This window comes from Niallia sp. 01092, from assembly GCF_052318935.1.
Taxonomy (GTDB): domain Bacteria; phylum Bacillota; class Bacilli; order Bacillales; family Cytobacillaceae; genus Niallia.
In genome coordinates, this window is the sequence record NZ_JBQRKO010000001.1 from 229978 (window position 1) to 248079 (window position 18102).

The 18102-nt window shown below is 34.3% G+C and carries 16 protein-coding genes, 2 pseudogenes and 1 riboswitch; of the genes and pseudogenes, 7 read left to right on the forward strand and 11 right to left on the reverse strand.

Annotation, left to right across the window (positions count from 1 at the left end; genetic code table 11):
* Nucleotides 1–24: 24 nt before the first annotated feature.
* Together ACTXGU_RS01185 and ACTXGU_RS01190 are read right to left on the reverse strand one after the other, a co-directional pair.
* Nucleotides 25–1209: a DUF2812 domain-containing protein gene (locus ACTXGU_RS01185; protein ID WP_443479660.1), complete on the reverse strand. Its 1185-nt coding sequence runs from the start codon at nucleotides 1207–1209 to the stop codon at nucleotides 25–27.
* Nucleotides 1206–1535 carry a PadR family transcriptional regulator gene (locus tag ACTXGU_RS01190; RefSeq protein ID WP_443479661.1) on the reverse strand — a complete coding sequence of 110 codons (330 nt, stop codon included), beginning with the start codon at nucleotides 1533–1535 and terminating at the stop codon, nucleotides 1206–1208. Before ACTXGU_RS01190 ends, ACTXGU_RS01185 begins: the two co-directional genes overlap by 4 nt.
* 563 nt (nucleotides 1536–2098) lie before the next feature.
* A riboswitch (Fluoride riboswitch) is annotated at nucleotides 2099–2158 on the forward strand.
* A 128-nt stretch (nucleotides 2159–2286) separates the two neighbouring features.
* Here ACTXGU_RS01190 and ACTXGU_RS01195 point away from each other — a divergent pair.
* A pseudogene (locus ACTXGU_RS01195) lies at nucleotides 2287–3165 on the forward strand (chloride channel protein); the annotation flags it as partial.
* A gap of 573 nt (nucleotides 3166–3738) precedes the next feature.
* On the opposite strand, the gene ACTXGU_RS01200 reads toward ACTXGU_RS01195, so the two are convergent.
* From ACTXGU_RS01200 to dacB (ACTXGU_RS01215), 4 genes and pseudogenes are all read right to left on the reverse strand, one after another.
* A complete protein-coding gene (locus ACTXGU_RS01200; protein ID WP_443479662.1) occupies nucleotides 3739–4062 on the reverse strand; it encodes a DUF1304 domain-containing protein in 324 nt (107 codons plus the stop codon).
* Nucleotides 4063–4101: 39 nt separating this feature from the next.
* A pseudogene (locus ACTXGU_RS01205) lies at nucleotides 4102–4740 on the reverse strand (nitroreductase family protein).
* 14 nt (nucleotides 4741–4754) lie between these two features.
* Nucleotides 4755–5189, reverse strand: coding sequence for a MarR family winged helix-turn-helix transcriptional regulator (locus ACTXGU_RS01210; protein ID WP_443479663.1), 435 nt, complete (start codon nucleotides 5187–5189; stop codon nucleotides 4755–4757).
* Nucleotides 5190–5750: 561 nt separating this feature from the next.
* Nucleotides 5751–6476 (reverse strand): D-alanyl-D-alanine carboxypeptidase/D-alanyl-D-alanine endopeptidase, encoded by a 726-nt coding sequence (gene dacB / locus ACTXGU_RS01215; protein ID WP_443479802.1) that lies wholly within the window; start codon nucleotides 6474–6476, stop codon nucleotides 5751–5753.
* Between the two features lie 194 nt (nucleotides 6477–6670).
* Here dacB (ACTXGU_RS01215) and ACTXGU_RS01220 point away from each other — a divergent pair, with 194 nt between their 5' ends.
* Genes ACTXGU_RS01220 through ACTXGU_RS01230 form a run of 3 tightly spaced genes read left to right on the forward strand, consistent with a single transcriptional unit; the run spans nucleotide 6671 to nucleotide 10276 of the window.
* A complete protein-coding gene (locus tag ACTXGU_RS01220) occupies nucleotides 6671–7813 on the forward strand; it encodes a tyrosine-type recombinase/integrase (protein WP_443479664.1) in 1143 nt (380 codons plus the stop codon).
* Nucleotides 7810–9903, forward strand: a complete 2094-nt coding sequence (locus ACTXGU_RS01225; RefSeq protein ID WP_443479665.1) for a tyrosine-type recombinase/integrase — start codon at nucleotides 7810–7812, stop codon at nucleotides 9901–9903. The genes ACTXGU_RS01220 and ACTXGU_RS01225 overlap by 4 nt, the downstream gene beginning before the upstream one ends.
* Entirely contained in the window at nucleotides 9896–10276 is a 381-nt protein-coding gene (locus ACTXGU_RS01230) for a DUF6262 family protein (protein ID WP_443479666.1), read from the forward strand. Before ACTXGU_RS01225 ends, ACTXGU_RS01230 begins: the two co-directional genes overlap by 8 nt.
* A gap of 599 nt (nucleotides 10277–10875) precedes the next feature.
* On the opposite strand, the gene ACTXGU_RS01235 is transcribed toward ACTXGU_RS01230, so the two are convergent.
* Together ACTXGU_RS01235 and ACTXGU_RS01240 are read right to left on the reverse strand one after the other, a co-directional pair.
* Nucleotides 10876–11397, reverse strand: a complete 522-nt coding sequence (locus tag ACTXGU_RS01235; RefSeq protein WP_443479667.1) for a VOC family protein — start codon at nucleotides 11395–11397, stop codon at nucleotides 10876–10878.
* A gap of 117 nt (nucleotides 11398–11514) precedes the next feature.
* Entirely contained in the window at nucleotides 11515–12561 is a 1047-nt protein-coding gene (locus ACTXGU_RS01240; RefSeq protein ID WP_443479668.1) for an NADH:flavin oxidoreductase/NADH oxidase, read from the reverse strand.
* Between the two features lie 193 nt (nucleotides 12562–12754).
* On the opposite strand from ACTXGU_RS01240, the gene ACTXGU_RS01245 reads away from it, so the two are divergent.
* Nucleotides 12755–13174 carry a MarR family winged helix-turn-helix transcriptional regulator gene (locus tag ACTXGU_RS01245; protein WP_443479669.1) on the forward strand — a complete coding sequence of 140 codons (420 nt, stop codon included), beginning with the start codon at nucleotides 12755–12757 and terminating at the stop codon, nucleotides 13172–13174.
* Between the two features lie 272 nt (nucleotides 13175–13446).
* Here ACTXGU_RS01245 and dacB (ACTXGU_RS01250) read toward each other — a convergent pair whose 3' ends face one another.
* The gene (gene dacB / locus ACTXGU_RS01250; protein WP_443479670.1) at nucleotides 13447–14268 is read right to left on the reverse strand and encodes a D-alanyl-D-alanine carboxypeptidase/D-alanyl-D-alanine endopeptidase; all 822 of its coding nucleotides are present in this window, start codon (nucleotides 14266–14268) and stop codon (nucleotides 13447–13449) included.
* 480 nt (nucleotides 14269–14748) lie between these two features.
* Here dacB (ACTXGU_RS01250) and ACTXGU_RS01255 point away from each other — a divergent pair, with 480 nt between their 5' ends.
* Together ACTXGU_RS01255 and ACTXGU_RS01260 are read left to right on the forward strand one after the other, a co-directional pair.
* Complete coding sequence (locus tag ACTXGU_RS01255; protein ID WP_443479671.1) at nucleotides 14749–15282, forward strand: sigma-70 family RNA polymerase sigma factor; 534 nt, start codon at nucleotides 14749–14751, stop codon at nucleotides 15280–15282.
* Nucleotides 15275–16297 (forward strand): DUF4179 domain-containing protein, encoded by a 1023-nt coding sequence (locus tag ACTXGU_RS01260; protein WP_443479672.1) that lies wholly within the window; start codon nucleotides 15275–15277, stop codon nucleotides 16295–16297. Before ACTXGU_RS01255 ends, ACTXGU_RS01260 begins: the two co-directional genes overlap by 8 nt.
* Before the next feature lie 158 nt (nucleotides 16298–16455).
* Here ACTXGU_RS01260 and ACTXGU_RS01265 read toward each other — a convergent pair whose 3' ends face one another.
* Both ACTXGU_RS01265 and ACTXGU_RS01270 read right to left on the reverse strand, forming a co-directional pair.
* Entirely contained in the window at nucleotides 16456–17424 is a 969-nt protein-coding gene (locus ACTXGU_RS01265; RefSeq protein WP_443479673.1) for a DMT family transporter, read from the reverse strand.
* A gap of 11 nt (nucleotides 17425–17435) precedes the next feature.
* Complete coding sequence (locus tag ACTXGU_RS01270; RefSeq protein ID WP_443479674.1) at nucleotides 17436–18095, reverse strand: GntR family transcriptional regulator; 660 nt, start codon at nucleotides 18093–18095, stop codon at nucleotides 17436–17438.
* Between the last annotated feature and the right edge of the window lie 7 nt (nucleotides 18096–18102).

Genomic DNA, 18102 nt, shown 5'->3' on the forward strand with positions numbered 1-18102 from the left:
AACTAATATTTGGATAATAGTTGTTCAAATAAAGTTATACCGTTTTTTAATACGCATATAATATAGCCAAGTTCTTAATGTGAACGAACCAAAGACAAAAATACACCATAAAATCAGTACTGTATTTGTTAAATTCAAACTCGTTGACCCGTGAATAACTATTTTTGCAATAATGAAAATATAGAGGATAACTATAGGAAAAAACATACTTGTATAGGTAATAGCTACTTTTCTAGCCTGTTTTAAGTGAAAGGATTTATCACTATAGATTTGTGGGCGTTCTTCCCCTTCTGCGTATTCCCGGCTCCATATCGTCCATTTTTGTAACGAGGAAGTTGACATAAATACACTCTTCCATCCGGCATCTCGGTGCATGTCGAAATAGCTTTCGTTAGAAATGTTTTGATAATCAGCGCAATAACTTACCTTACGAGGACTGCCAATCATAAAATAAAAAGCTGTTCCTCTTCTGTTAACTCTATAAAGGTTATATCCTCGTTGTTCCATTGTTTCAAGCCACTTTTCAAGCTTATCCGGGGAATACCACCAGCCAAACTTTCTTTTCACAATCATTTGTCCTGAACGTTTCAATTGCTTTTCTTTTTCTTTATTTAGTCTTCTTTCCATATTATTTTTCGTTTGAAGTGTACTTGCTTTTTCTCTAATCAAGTATTTATTCATTTTATTAATTTTTATTACAGAATAGATGGAAAGAATAATTAGTGCTATCTCCATTCCAAAAAAAGTGTAGGTTAAAATCCACAAAGGACTTTCATCTACTTTACCAGATGCATTTTGAAACAAAGAAATGCCTATAGTAGATATAATGAATGTCAGATTAAGTAAAAAATATATTAATACCGCGCTAAAAATGTACATAATTTTCCTGTTGTGTTTGATAATACCGTCGCGAACAGACGACGTTTTTATTTGTTCAATGGGCTGTTCATTCGACGTTACATACCAGTTTCCACTCTGTATTACCTTTACCCAGTCTTCTTCTAATAAAGATGTAGACAATGAAACACCTTTAATTTTATCGTACCCTATTCGATAAGTGATTGATTTGGACTTGTCTTGACGAAAGAAAAAGCAGCGTGTCCATCGATTTAACCCGACTAATAAATAGCCTTTTTTCGCCATAGAGGAAAGCCATGCTTCTGTTTTTGATACATCATAGCTCCAAAATGGCCGAAATACTTTAATCATAAAAAATCCTCCTCGTATTTTCGTGCATTTTCGTGTAACTCTTTTAGTCTGCTTATCTCAGCTGTCATTAATTTTTTTCCAATTTCCGTTACTTCATAAACTGTTTTTCTTTCTTCATCCGCAAATACAGTGATAATCCCATCTTTCTGCATTTTCGTTAAAGTCCCGTATACGGTACCCGATCCTAATCTAATCCGTGATTTTGAAATCTCCTCCACATGTTTGACAATTCCGTATCCGTGTCGAGGTTTTGTTAAGGATAGAAGAATATAAAATGCAGTTTCAGTCATGGGAATGTACTTTTTCAGTATCTTTTTAATATCCAAAATAACCACCTCTTTTTCAGTACAACTGTGGATGTTGTATGACAATGCGATAGCAATCTTCTATATCGCATTTAGATATATCATGATATGACTATATCACAACGTGACATACTAAACAATAAAATTCATTCCATATTTTTGTATTTTAACTAATAAGAAGGAGAACTCAAAGAGGCTGATTTGAGTTTGAAGAAATAAAAGAAATAGGGTCCCATTACATGCCCATCTAGCTAATATTTTCTAGTGCCCCCAGAACGAAAATCTTGTGTAATTCTCACCACGATTCATGAACCTATGTTATGAATCTACTTAATACTTTGGCATTTTTTTAAACCAACCCACCCGTTAGTTTAAGTAGCAATCTTCACAATCTCTTCTGAACTTGACAATAAAATGGATAACCTCAATATCTCCACGATCAAATACACCTTAGCTTTTTCAAACTAACTCAACACTTTAAATATCTTGAAGTGATATGATTATTTTTACATCTAGTTGTAACAAAATAGTTATAATTTTATCTTGAAGCCATACATTGTAATATTGTATAGTGAAAAAGGACATGATGAATAGGCGATGGAGTTCGCCATGAACGCCCTAGAGCTGATGACTCCTACTAGAGATGTGACCTGAAACGGTCTTTCCCTAGTAGGAGTCTATTTTTTTGTCTAAAAAGAACTATACTAAGTAAAAAGGAGAGAGAGCATTGGAGAAAATAAAACAACGTATTGTTACAGTTTCTTCCCAGAGAATGCATGTTGGTCTGCTATTTTATGTATTCAAATGGATCATATTAGGTGGAGGAGTAGGGATTCTGGCTGGTTCGGCCTCTGCATTTTTTTTGGCAAGCTTAGATTGGGCTACGAAAACACAACAAACGTATTTATGGCTGTTATTTTTATTACCTATTGGAGGAGCATTTGTTAGCTTGCTTTATTGGAAATTTGGTCAAAACTCTTCGAAAGGAAATAATTTAATTATTGAACAAGCGCATGGTGCGAAAGAAAGTGTACCATTTCGTATGGCACCTTTGGTTCTATTTGGTACAGTTGTGACACATTTATTTGGTGGGTCTGCAGGACGTGAAGGAACCGCCGTTCAAATGGGTGGTGCTTTTTCTGAATTAGTAGGTAAATTATTTAAATTAGATGAAATCGATCGTAAAATTATTATGATTTGTGGGATTAGTAGTGGTTTTGGCTCAGTATTCGGAACGCCATTGGCAGGTACCGTATTTGGGTTAGAAGTATTAGTAATTGGACTCATTCGTCATGAAGCCATTTTTCCTAGTTTTGTTGCAGCCTTTATAGGGGATATTGTGACAAGTGCTTGGGGCATATATCATCACCAATATCATATTGGAAGGATTCCAGAATTATCGTGGTTATTAATTGTAAAAATTGTAATAGCTTCAATATTATTCGGCTTAACTAGTACGTTGTTTAGTGAATTAACGCATTTGTTAAAGAAAACTTATACAAAATTGTTCCCTAACCCAGTTATTAAAAGCTTTATTGGTGGACTTATTGTTGTTGTTCTTGTTTATATTGTAGGCACAAGAAAGTATTTAGGACTGGGGATTCCTTTAATTGATCAAGCGTTTGATGGGACAGTATCGTTCTTCACGTTTTGGAATGTATATATAAGATTGAGCTAAAAAAAGGAAAACTTCGTTTAAATCATAAATGCATAATCCAGACGGTGGATCATGGACGTTAAGGCCAGGGAGTCAACCCGCTTTTTATGATATGGATTCACTAGGTGTGTATACATTTCATATTGAAGTTGGGGAATATGACAATATGGAGGACCGTTTTGAAGTGGTAAATAAAGCAATGAGAGAAATAGCAATCTTTTCATATATAATTGAGCCTTTGGTATAGGGAAGTTATACAAAAAGAACGCAGGGTTAAAAACCTTTTGCGTTCTTTTTCATAGTTTACAAACGAAAAAAGCAATTTCCTGTTTTTGCTTTTAAAATTATCAAGACCTAAATTTTTAAAAACCAAAAAACATAAGCTGTTTGATATATTATACATGACTAATGTGTTGAAAAAGCTTTTTTATTATGACTAAAACCCTCATTTCCTATGATTCTACAGAAAGAATAGCGTATTTTTTCAAAAATGAGTTCTTTTATTGAAAAGCTTTGGTTCTATATCATAGATAAAAGGGCAACCAGTGCTAAAATAGCTGGAAGTCCTTATTTCACAAGAATTGATTTATTAGATGTGAAACCTCCGAAAATAGCTGCTACCACCACACAAATTACGAAAAATAATTGAACCATATAACCAATTGGGTTGAGCCCAAGTATAAGTCCCCAAATGAGACCTGCGGCTAAAAATCCATTATATAAACCTTGGTTTGCAAACATAATGGCTACATTTCGATCTCCTTCTAAATGCTTCAGTAATTTGAAAGCGCGTTTTGCTACTTTTGAATCAATAAAAAACATTTCGAGGATCATGATAAATAAATGTTCTAATGCTACGATCCCGACTAAAATAGCTGCGATTATTTCCACACCATTCTGCCCCCTCTACTCCCTAATATCAGTTTTATACTATTTCCATTGTGCAATTCTATCAACAGGGAGACGGTATGAAGCATATCCTTCGTCGGCTGCTTTACCGATAGATAGAAGCATAACTGGTACATAGCGCTCTTTTTCCAATCCAAAGATTCCAGCGATATTTTCCTTGTCATAACCCCCGATTGGATTTGTATCATATCCATGTGCACGTGCTGCCAGCATTAACTGCATGGAGACAAGCCCTGCGTCAATCAGAATAGTTTCGCGATTTTCTTGGACTGGAAGCTTTTCAAAATGTGCAGTCAATGCTTGTACTTGTCTGTCTTTTACCTCTTGCGGCATATATCCTAGCTTAACAGCTTTTGAATATATTTCTTCTATATAGTCACTGTTGTCCATATCTGCAAATACTACTATAACGGCAGATGAAGTAGAAACTTGTAATTGATTGAATTTAGCGAGTTTTGCAAGCTTTTCTTTTCCCTCCGAGCTTTCGATAACAAGAAAGCGCCATGGTTGTGCATTAACTGAGGATGGTGCCGTAGTAGCTTCCTTTAATATTTCAGCCATCTCTTCTTTGCTGATTTTGACTGTTGGATCTTAATTACGTATGGATCGACGTCCTTTCATTATTTTCATAAAATCGTTTGTTTTTAATGTAGTTCCCATGTATAAACACTCCTCTATCCTTTAATATTCTCTACATTTTTTTGCATCTGTGATAGAACATGAATAAGTACATTGCGTTCTTCTACACTGATATTTACGAGCATTTCCTTCATAAAACGTTCCTTTTCTTTCTTGGAAGACTCGATTCGTTCTCGTCCTTGCTCAGATAACCGAACAAGCGTTATACGGTTATCCTCAGGCTTCTTTCTTCTTAATACGATTCCTTTGGCTTCAAGCTGCTTAACGTGTCTGGTGATGGCTGCGCCATCAATATTCACCTTTTTTTGAAGGTCGCTTTGACTAATTTCATCAACATGATAAAGCAATGCGAGCAATTCCAATCGAGATTGACTAATACCAATGCATGCTTCAAACTTCGCACCAATTACTTTGCTCAAACTTTGTAGCTTATATAAAATTTCGGCATCTTCTGAACAACATGTTTTCAAAACTCACCCCTTCTTTCTTATTAAAAAATTAATTGACGTATCAATTATTGATACGTCAATAATATACATCTCTCTTTTTAGTTTTGCAAGTTTTTTTTTGCTCAATTAGTTTTATTTTGTTCCAGCAGCTTTAAATTAATTCACAACATCAGTTCGCATTTCTAGAAATCATAGTTATTTTAAGTTTATTCTGATAATCATATTTAGCTAAATATATAAAGGAATTGAGTTATATCACCATCAAGTTAAAAAAATTAGTTTTTTCTAAAAACGGATATTTTATGTATTTTATAGTAATGAAACTCATTTTTATTGTTTTGGGGGCAATCCATTTTGTTAGCTTGATAGTGATGTGGCGGGACCCCCAAAAGAGAAAATACTTATTGATTAACGGGTGCCCATTACTTGAAAAGACATCAAAAAATGATCATATCTTTGTAAACCAATATTTACATTGAATGCATGTAAATATTGTGAGAACCATTGATATTCCAATAGTTCTCACATCGAAGTTAAGGTAAACGTGAAATGTTAGCGGTACCCCTACTATTACAATAACTTTCATTGTTTTGCTAATAACTCCACTATTTTATCCTCAATTACCTTTCCTTTTTCTTCATCTAATAAATGGTTAAACAGTATTGAAAATATATATTGATGTCCGGTTTTTGTTTGAACATAACCAGACAGCGTACTAACTGAGGATAAAGTTCCTGTTTTTGCTTGAACCTTTCCTTTTGTATTTTCTGATTGAAGACGATTCCGGAGTGACCCTCCAACCATTCTTTCTTTGTTTCCGGAAACAGGTAAGGAATGTAAATAAGTAGAAAACCATGGTTGCTTCTGCACCGTAAATAAAAGCATTGATAAATCATTGGCAGTCAACAAGTCAACTGGTGAAATGCCAGAAGCATCCCGCAATAGCATATTGTCTGGATTTAACCCGAAGTGAACTAGCTCTTTTTTCATTACCTCTAAGCCCTTTTCAAAGCTTCCTTCCCCTGTTTCCACTTTTCCCATTTCTTTTAACAGCGTTTCTGCTATTGTATTATTGCTTAGTTTCATAAATGGAATGAGTAATTCAGACAACGGAATGGAGGAATGGGATGTTATTAATGATGATAGTTCTGGCGTTGTACCTTCTTTTATTCTCCCTTCAACGCTTATCCCATTTTTCTGCAAGGATTGTAAAAATAAATCTGCTGCAAATGTACTAGGGTTCCAAACGGAAATCCATTCTTTCTCTAAAGGCGCCTCCATCGGAATCGTTCCGGTGATTTCAATGATTAACTATAGTAATATTTTAAGAGGATATTATGTCCATTATAAGGGCATGTATTCTCTTTTTTTAATATATTAAATTAGTTAAATGGGTCTTAAAAAATATGTCTACTATGTTTACTATATTATGTCTAGATGGGAGGTTAACCAATCATACATAAAAATAATGTTCATTATTGAAAGCATAAGGTGGAGAGTAAATGAGGGTTCAAGAGATTTACTTAGAGAATAATGCCAAGAGATACATACTCGTAGATGGAGAGGGAATACCAGTTATTCCCGTCATGAAATACTTAAAGTATTTGGATGTCACAGAAAAAAGTAGAAATACACAAAAAACCTATTGCTACGCACTAAAACAATATTTTGTTTTCTTAAAGCAAAATAACTTAGACTACAAGATGATTAAATTAGAGGATTTGGTCGAGTTTATAGCATGGTTAAGAAATCCTCATGTAAATCTAAAAGCTACCCCTCTGCACCCTGCAAAAGCAAGAAAGACAGAAAGTACAATAAATCTTACCCTTACTGCAATTACAGGGTTTTACAATTATTTATATCGCAATGAGGAAATGGATACAGCAGTGGATGATATAGTTATGAAACAGGTTTTTACCAGGGGACAAAGGAAGTATAAAGATTTCCTTTACCATGTGAATAAAAATAAAACGGTACAGAAGAACATTTTGAAAATCAAAAAGAAGAGGAGAAAAATCAAAACATTAACTAAAGAGGACGTACGGGAATTAATTAAAGCAACTAGTAATATTAGGGATAGGCTGCTGTTACAAACTCTGTTTGAAACAGGACTAAGGATTGGAGAACTACTTTCTCTCTACCTGGAGGACTTCGTGTTTGATCATAAAAATGGTCATCGGATACGTTTAGTTGATCGGGGAGAATTAGAAAATGGAGCAAGGTTGAAGACAGGGGAAAGAGAAATATATGTTTCCCAAGAATTAATGGATTTGTATGATGACTATTTATACGAAATCTTAGATGAAATGGATATTCATAAAAATTTTATATTTGTTAAATTACGTGGGAAAAATGCAGGCCAGGGCATGGATTATCAAGATGTATCAGCTTTCTTTAAACGATTAAGGAAAAAGTGCAACATCTCTGTTCACCCCCACCTTTTACGTCATACGCATGCGACTCTTTATTACAATCAAACTGGTGATATTAAACAAGTTCAAGAACGGCTAGGTCACAGCAATATACAAACAACCATCAACCTATACCTTCATCCTTCTAAAGAAGATATTCGAAATAATTGGGAAAAAGCCCAAGATGCTTTTAAAATTTACAATAAGAATAATCCTGGAGGAAACATTGAATGAGCACCAATCCCTTAATGATTCATGGTTTTGAAAGTGTACACGATTACATGAGAAATGAACTATCGTCGTATGTAGACCGATATATTGATGAAGATGGAAATGAACAAAAAGAGATTGTCAATAATCCATATTTTTTATATAAAAATTCTTGGCATATTGATTTTTTCAGTGCCATTTCTCAGTTTAAACCTTATTTAAAAGAGCCTACGTTTAACAGAAAAGCAATACATATTCCATTCAAAAGCGAACTAATAAATTTAGAAATTAAATTTTTTGTACATACAAAAATATTTCGAGATGAATGGACTATGAACACTATGTTTGTTGGACAAGCGAATAACATTCAATTATTTAACCGATTTATAAATGAAAAACACCCCAATTTAAACTCTCTAATTGATTTAAATATTGATAGGACAAACCGAGAGTGGCTATTTTGGTTAGAGAAAAACGGAATATCGACCACTTACATTAGTAAACGGGACGGATATAAAGTAAAGTCTCCTCAAGCTAAATACTTATCAAATCTTCTATCCGAGCTTAATAAACTGATAGACTTTCGCGATGAATGGGAAAAGGATATTTGGGAAGCTAAAAATCTGAATAAAGAGTATGGTGTGTATTTTAATCAAGCTTCAAGTCATACTACAATCGACTTTACAGTGATTAAAAATCTTAGATTCCGTGAGGAAACAAAACAATATTTAAAACGTCGCTTATTGTCAAATGATTTGACATGGGGTTCTGCTAGAAACTATATGAGTTTTATCCCTCCGTTCCTAGATTTTATTTTTACATTGGAACCTGATTGGTACAACTTGGTCATGTTAACTAGAAGTCACATTGAAAAATACCTAGAGAAACTAAATAAGGAAGTGAAGATTAAGCAAAGAGTAACAAATTCACGACACCATATCATAAAATCAGTTTCAGCAGTTAAAAAATTTCTTCAGGGATTACAAGAGGTTCATTCGGATTTAGCACCTGAAAAAGATATTAGAGTACTTATTTTTCCAGAAGATAAACCAAAATATAAAAGAAGGTCAGAAAAAGTAAACTTCATCCCGGATAATGTATTAGAGCAGTTATTTGAGAATTTAAGTTATCTTCATGAGGAAGTACAACCGATTATTTGGATAGCATTCAAAACAGGCTTGCGAATTTCTGATACTTTAAGACTTAACCATGACTGTTTAGTCAAATTGAATGGAAAATATCAATTAGTAACGGACATTTCTAAAACAAATGTGCCAGATCACTCAGTACCAATAGATGACGAACTAGCAGATATTCTCGCTGTGCTAATAGACAAATCAAAAAAGAATAGCAATGAAGAAAACAACCCAAATCGATTTATTTTTGTTAGGTATAGAGGAGTTCGAAAAGGTCGTCCCTTTTCGAACGGTTGGATAAGTGAAAAACTCAACGATCTTGCGAAAGCAAGAAGAATAGTGGATGAAAATGGCGATATTTATCATTTTAGATTCCATCAGTTCAGACACACGTATGCAGTTAAAATGTTAAATAGTGGAGCTGATATACTTACAGTTCAGGAACTATTAGCTCATTCCTCTCCTGAAATGATTATCCGGTATGCAAAATTATTAGATAGTACCAAGCGAAGAGTATTTGAAGAAGCTATGAAACAGGGTTTGTTTAGCTTCGATATGAATGACCAAATGAAACAAATTAGTCCAGATGATGAAATACCAACAGATATACTCGAAATGCTATGGCGTGATCATAAATTAAATGCAATTGATAATCCATATGGAAGTTGCCACGCAAGAATAAATGGTAACTGTCCTTATTCAGAAGAACCTCCTTGCCTAACTTGTAACGGTGGAAGTCCTTGTAAGGATCTAGCGATTGGTTTTTCCGATTTAGACAAACAGAAATATGAATTATTGATAAAAGCAACTAGAAAGACGATTGATGCCTTAGAAAAGCGTGGGCGATTGGATATTGCAGAAAAGAATAAAAAGAATTTAAGCCGTTATACAAGTATTTTAAACACTATTGAGGGCGGACACATTATATTTGGTCGACTAGAAAGATTAAAACGAAAGCAGGAAGAAAATAATGTCTAATTTCGACCTTAAAGAACATCTAAAACAAGTACATAAGCACCGTAAGGCTGCCACCACTCAAAAAGTTGATGAAGCTATTAAACAGCTCGTGAGAGCCAATAAGTACATTAATTTTAATAGCGTAGCAAATGAATCGGGTGTATCGAAAGCAACCCTCTACAACAATGTCGCTATTCGGGAACGGATTGAAGCATTAAGGCAGCAACAATCACTAGAACCTACACCTAAACAAGTTAAGCGAGAAATAAATGAGAGCAACAAGGATGCTCTCATTGAATCACTGAGACGAAAGATTAAGAATCTAGAAGGTGAAAACAAGCAACTACGAGACCAATTGAAAGTAGCGTACGCAGAGGTATATAAAAGATTTTAGTATCGATTGGAGAAAAACTCCCTTCCTACTTGTCTTTATCTTCAACAATCGGGCCAGATTGTTGAGCAAGGTTTTCAATAAAATTGGATAATTTATGTTTAAATATAGAGTAGAGATTGTGAATGTTTGCACTTAAACAAAAGGTTAGTTGAAGAAGAAATTTCCTTTTCCATGAAAATAGGTATGCTAATATACACACCTAATAACTACTATGGTGTAGGTTAATTGCTAAACGACTTAATGCAGCATATCTACATACGACATTTAAAATGGGAGACAATAATAAATTTAAATAATATATTAACTTCTACGATGTGTACTTAAAGTATATGGTAAACAATTTTTTAGAGAAAGAGAACTTTATGAATAATTGGGGCAGTCTTATTTAGTTTTTGAGAATACACAATAGATACAAAAAATTTTAAAAAGTATAGGATGGTTAACTGTTCATCATTACTTGTCTGGCATCATTTATTTAGTTAACGAATAAGAAATATGGTTACTATTTCAATGAACAAAAAGCGCATTCCTATATTTATAGAAATGCTGCTTTTTGAGTTATTTTATATTTTAAATATGACTAGTCACCAAATTAGCCATTAAGGTGTAAAACGTTTTGCTTCACTCTCTACCGGATAATTTAATCCATTTGGTGTATAGCTAATGAGTTCGATTAACATTCCCCAAGGTGCACGGCCATATACAAAATGTCCTGTTCCATCTTCAACATCTCCTAACAATTCGCCAGGATCATTTAATAGCTCTCCGCCTGCTTCAACGAAACGATTAGCAGCTTCTTTTATGTCATCCACATAGAAGCCAAAATGTTGAACACCGTAATCAGAAGCAATAGACGGTTGTCTTTGATCAGTATCTACGTATTTAAATAGTTCGATACTAGCACTGTTTTCGAAAGAAAGTATACGCATATGGACAATTCTTGTCCCTTTTTTGAGGCCTAATGTTTTTTCTACATCTGGTCCGGCTAAAGGTTCATCTTCTAATTTTTTATTATCATAAGCAATTTTAGCGTCAAAAGCTTTTTTAAAGAAAACTGTAGCTTCTTCGATATCGGGTACTGTTACTCCAATATGGTCAATGCCTCGTGTAATGTTTGTCATGTTGTAAAATCTCCTTTGTTAAATGTTTTATTAGTATCAGTATTGTTTTAAAAGCGTATGCACACATTTTAAAACGAGACTATAGAGTTATTTAAGAAAGAAATGCTTTATAAAACGTTATCGAATTGCTCTTTCGTACTGTACAGGAGGTGTTACTGTTCGAGCTACTACTTTTATAGCGTGCAATCCCCAATATGGGTCATTTAACATTCCTCTAGCTACAGCTACAAGATCTGCATCTCCATTTGCAAGTGTAGCTTCTGCTACCTGTGCGTCACTTAAGTTACCTACTGCAATAACAGGAATATTTAATGCTTCTTTAAATGCACGTGCAAAAGGTACTTGATAAGCCGGATGATTTGCTGGCTTTAATTCGCCTGGAGGTCCTTCTCCACCACTTGAAATATGGAATATATCGATACCGGCATTTTTAAATTCTTTAGCCATTTCAATAGCATGTTCAATCTTATAACCGCCATCTATATATTCAATAGCTGACATTCTCATAATAAGGGGCATGTCCTTTGGCATAACACTGCGCACAGCTTGAACAACTTCCACTCCAAATTTAGATAGATCTTGACCATACTCATCAGTGCGATTGTTAATTGCTGGTGATAGAAATTGATGCATTAAATAGCCATGTGCACCGTGAAGTTCAATTGTGTCAAAGCCAGCTTCAACAGCTCGACGTGCAGCCTCCTTAAATTGAACTACTGTTTTTTTAACTTCTTCTGTTGTCAAAGCTCTTGGTGGTTTTAACTCTCCATTTTTGCTTTCTTCTGGTAAAGGTTCCACCGTGATCTCTGAGGGACCTACTGGTTGATTTGCATCTTCAGCTTTTCGACCAGCATGTGCAATTTGAATACCAATTTTCGCTCCGTATTTATGAACTTCATTGACAATTCTTTTATAAGCAGGAATTTGTTCGTCTGACCACAACCCTAAATCTCCATTTGTAATACGCCCCTCAGGATCAACACTTGTCATTTCAACGATGATAAGTCCTGTTCCACCTATTGCTCTTGAAACATAATGAACAAAGTGCCAGTTGTTTGGAGTACCATCCTGTTTATCTACTGAATATTGACACATAGGTGCCATCACGATTCTGTTTTTAAGTTCTAACCCTTTTATGGTAAATGGCGTTGGTAAAGTTGCCATAAAAATCATCTCCTTCATTTAGTTGTTTGTGCAAGCAACTAATTTAGTATTATATTGCTTGCGCATGCAAGTAATAATAATTCAATCCTATATATTTGTCAAACATTCAGTATGGTAGATAAAAAATTAGAAAACATAACACATGACATGTTATAGTGATTTTATATTTAGTTGTAAAGTAGGGTGAATTGTTTTGAAGAATTCTGACCATATAGTTGATTCCTGGGTTAATTATGCTAAGTTTTATTCTAGATTACAAAGTAGTATTGATTATGCGTTACAACAGCAATACCAACTAAGTTTAAACGAATTTTATTTTCTGTACTACCTTTCCAAAGCAGATAATCAGACACTAAGATTGTCTCAACTTCAACCTAAAGTTGGTCTTAGTCTTAGTGCAATATCTAGGCTGGTAACACGCATGGAAAGTTATCAAAATAAACAAATTGTAAAGAAATCCACATATTTAGAAGATAAACGGAGTAACACTGTTACGCTAACAAATGAAGGAGAAGAATTGCTCGCTTTAATTGAGGTGACGTTAAACGATAAATTACGCGGATTTTTAACAGATAGTGACTTAGAACACATACTTAAAATTGCAAATGAATAAACATTAGATAGCTGTTATTTTACTATCACTGAACCTTTCTGTAATAAAAGAAACTGTGAAAAGAACAAGAATGTGAACTAATTCACTTAAACTATCGGGTGCAATAGTTAAAGATGAAGGTCGCTGCGGCGGTCTTTTTTTGATGAACTAACTGGCAGCAATAGTGAAAGAACATTATTATTATCTTTTAAGGTTATCTTGAAATCGAGTCTTCTGTTAAAGGACGCGATTGTTGAGGAGTATTCCTAATAAATAGGCTGTTTACATATTAGTCATGTATAATATGTTAAACAGCCTATGTTTATTGTTTTTTTAAAATTTAGGTCTTGATAAATAATGATATTACTGCCATGTTCCCGGCTAAAATGCAGCTCTTTTTTTCCTTCTTTTTGTACGGTTTTTGTTTTATTGATGATGTTTACTTCATTCGTTTGCGGTTTGACTGTAAGGTTTGCAGTTTGCCCCGCTTTTTTTGAAGGTGTAACTTCTGCAATTACGGTCCCTGCATCATAGTCTTTGTTTGGTGATGCGGTTAATGCGGAAATTTTGGCGCCATAATAGGTGGATTCATCACTCCATGCTAAATCAATAGATAGAAGGGTGGAATCATACCAGCTGCTGTCAGCAATAAGATTACCGGTAACTTGCTTTATACCTTTGTTCTTTAATGTTTTGGCAAGCTTATCTAGTTCAACAGCATCAAGGCTGGTATCCCCTTTTCCCTTTAAATAAAGATCTCCATGCAATATCCCATTTTTTACGATCCCATCTGTATACAATTCTGTTTTAAATCGATAATTTTCCCCTAAAATGGCTAATGCAGTCGCTGCTGTTAATAGCTTCATATTAGAGGCTGGCGCCAATCTTGTGTTTCCTAAATGCTCATAAACAATCACTCCGCTGTTTTGGTCACGAATGCTAATAGCTGCTAGACTTCCTTTCAAATCAGGTTCACTTGTCAAAATGGTGTGAATATCGCTGCTTAACTTGCTTGTATGTCCAGTTGCTTGAACATGCTGATTTCTGCTCCCGTTTAATTGTATGATGAGAGAAAAAACTAGCATAAATAACAATATTTGTTTTGTGGATTTCATTCATTTCTCCCCTACTTTTATTATTCAGCTAATCAGTATGGGCAAAAAATCGCTGATATAAACGAATCTCAGTAACTATCGGCAACTTAAAAATAAAGTTTTTTTTAAAAGAAATAGTTATTTAATATATTGTATTATTGTATAGGTTGCATGCCTTTTTCTGTGAATACATAACAGGTAAGTTAGCCTATTTTCCCGCTAAATTATTTAACTTAATTTAAAAAATAAATGATTAAACTTTTGTTTAATTACAAATAAAGTCGGTTAAGGAATAACTTTAATATTTTATTTTTCTCAATTTTAATGAGTGCTTATGAGGAAAAAGCGTCATGTATTTATGATGGCTGTTTTTGAATTTTAAGTAGTTCAGTAAATGTATGTTAGAAATTAATAGAAGTAGAAATGTTGCTGTTTTTAATTATATTGCAACGTTTTCACTTCCCTATTCGACTTTATGGTGTATCGGAGGGGATAGTCAAAATGGATATTGCTAAATTAGTACAAAATGCGAAAAAGGGTAATGATGAAGCGTTTGAACAACTGATTAGTTCTGTTCGCCATAAATTGTATCGAACAGCCTATTCATATGTTAGAAATGAGCAAGATGCTCTTGATATTTATCAAGAAACAATTTATAAGGCATATACTTCTTTAAAGTCATTGAAAAAACCAGAGAGTTTTCAAAGCTGGATTTTAAAGATTCTTGTTTTCAAATCTATTGATTTTATTCGAAAAGATTCACGCCATTTTACTACAGATAATACTGAGATATTTGCAGAGCTAATTTCTAAAGAAAACGTTGATTATATAGCTCATTCAATGGATCTTTCGGATGCTTTTAAATTCTTGGACCCTAAATATAAGACCATTATTTTATTAAGGTATTATCACGATCTGTCTATTAAGGAGATTGCGACCATATTGAATTATCCGGAAGGCACGGTAAAATCCTACATCAATAGAGCGAAAAAAGAGCTAAAACCGATTTTAAAGGAGGGCTATATGTATGAATAAAGAAAAATTTAGTCGTTATATTGATGATATTAATGTACCAGAAGAACTATTAATGGAAAGAGAAAGGGTTGCTATGTTCCAAGCGAAGAAAAAACGAAAAATTGGTAAGAAAACAAAACCCATGATTCTTATTGCATCCGGTATTTTTATCTCCTTATTCGGATCCGGCTTTATTTTACCTGGTGCGGCAGAGGCATTATCCAAATTACCACTTATTGGTCCTATTTATGAACAATTTAATGACGTTGCCTCAGAAAAGATTCAAAATGATAATCTCTCTACAAAAATTGAAAAAAAGGATAGTCATGATGGGTTAACCATGAATGTGAAGGAAGCAGTCTATGATGGTGGGCGTTTAGTAGTAACTGTAGAGTACGAAGGAAATAAACCTTTTTCAAATAATGAGGCAAACACAGGTTTTAGTTATATAACCATCAATGGAAAAGAAGCTAATGTTTCCATAGGTTCTTCTAAACAAACTTCAAAGGATTCTAATATTATTGTTCAGTATCATGAATTCACTTTAACTAATTATGATGAGTTTGGTGATGAAATCGCTGTTGCTGTCCATGGGGAAAATTTATTTGGATATAAAGGTAAGTGGAAAGTTGACTTCCCACTTGAAAAAGTAAATGGAAATATACACGAGTTCTATCCAGAAGTAAAGGCTGAAACAATGGACAAGGTTTATGTTTTAAAAGCTGACAAAATATTATTTTCCCCCCTATCAACAAGAATAGACTTAACGGTAGATTACCCTGCTGAAATGGATGAAAACGATACATGGCCATGGTTCGAGTTCTCTGTAGTCGATGATACAGGTAAAGTATATGAGGGAATAAAATTGCAAGAAGGCATGGCAGGAAACAATGGACGCCATATGATTCTAGTTTTGCCTCCAATGGATAATATACCTCAATCTTTGACTTTCAAACCTAAAGATGTTGATAATGAAGGTCAAAGTGAAGAAATAAAGGATTTAGAGTTGGTCGTTCCATTGGATAAACTGAAATAAAATGGTCATTCTAATCAACTTTTTGTTGCAACTCTTTGAAGTTTGACTCAGTATTTTAAATGAAGTGTTGTGCTTTAAGAAAGAAGACAAATTCTTTTACGAAAACAAATCCCAACTGTCCAGATGAAAAGTTGGGATTTGTTTATTTTTAATAGACTTTATGCACTTACATCTTTACTGCGTATAACTTCCCCTCTATGAGAAGTAAAACTATGTAAAATCATCCCAAGCATAATAATCAACATGCCACACCACGATAACACGGAAGGAAGCGGTGAAGCTAATAAATAGATTTCTCCGATCACAGCGAAAAGTACTTCCATCGATTGAGTCGCTTCTACTGCAGCTAGCTTTTGCATGTCTCCTTTCACTATATCCGTTGCTTTGAAAAATAATATCGTTGCAATTACCCCTGAGCTAAGCGCCACTAAAAAAGATTGCATTGTTTGCTCTTTACTTGGTGCTCCTGTTGTAAAAAAACTGTACAATGATAGCATTAACCAAAATGGCAGGCTAGCCAAAGTCATTCCTAACACCCTTTGAAATACATCTAAACGCTCTCCACAAATCTCCATCATTTTACGGTTGCCAAGTGGGTAAGCAAAAGAAGCAACGATTACTGGGATAATGCCTAACATAATATCGGTTGCAGAAAGATGTTTTGCTTGGTCCACTTGCATAAAGATAATCCCAAGAAGAATAACGAGGGACATAGCCAAACCTTTCATCGGTATTTTGCCTCGTTCTTTAAGAAGCCCTTCTGGTGTTTGAATCGTCTGTATAAACAAAGGTGCTAGTAATGATCCAGATATGATCGTTATTTGCCATGTTCCAGCAATGATCCATCCTTGAGCATGTGCTGCAGCAAAGCATAATGGCGCATAAAATAGTCCGAATCCGACAAAACTCCATAAAAACCATGGTTTTGGATTTTCTCTCATCACTTGTAATAGAGAAGTTAAATTTTTTCTAACTATTACAATAAGCAAGAGGAATGGAATCATAAATATAAATCTCAGCGATGCACTCCACATCCAGTTTCCTCCCGATAATTCCATTGCTCGATTAAGAATAAACGTAAATGCAAAAAAGAAAGCAGCACAGCTGCCTAAAAAAATTGGACGCAAGTAAATTCACCTCATTTTGTTTGATCAGTCAGTATTTTTCCAAGGCTTAGCCAGTTTTGTTCCACCAAATGCACTGTTTCTTCTAAATTATTATGTTTACAGGTTTCGATAATTTGTTGATGCTGCTCTACTGACTTTAAACCATTTACAGACGTAAATTGCGAAATCTCAAGGCGCTGAATCTTTGGGATGCTTCTTTCTAATGCAGTAATAATTTCAGGATTTCCTGCCGCTTCTAAAAAAACATCGTGAAATAACTCATCTGCTTCCATTGCTTTAAAAACATCTTTTTTCTCAATCGCCTTTAGCAGAGCATGATTATGGAACTCTAACGCTTCAATATCCGCTTCTTTTATGAACGGAACTGCTAAACGAGCAGCTAAAGCGTGTAAAGCTGCTACAACAGTAAATGCATGTTTCGCCTCCTCTAGATTTAATGGAGCAACGCGAGTAGATGAACCAGGGATGGATTCTACAAGCCGATCATCTTCAAGACGTTTTAGAGCTTCTCGAACAGGAGTGCGGCTAATACCAAATTCCTCTGCTAGTTCTTTGTCATTTAAACGCTGCTCTGGCTGTAATTCCAATGTAATAATTGCTTTTTTTAACGTTTGATATACTTCTTCTCTCAGTGACATCCGTTTAATTGGCTTTATCTTAACTTTTTTCATAAAACCA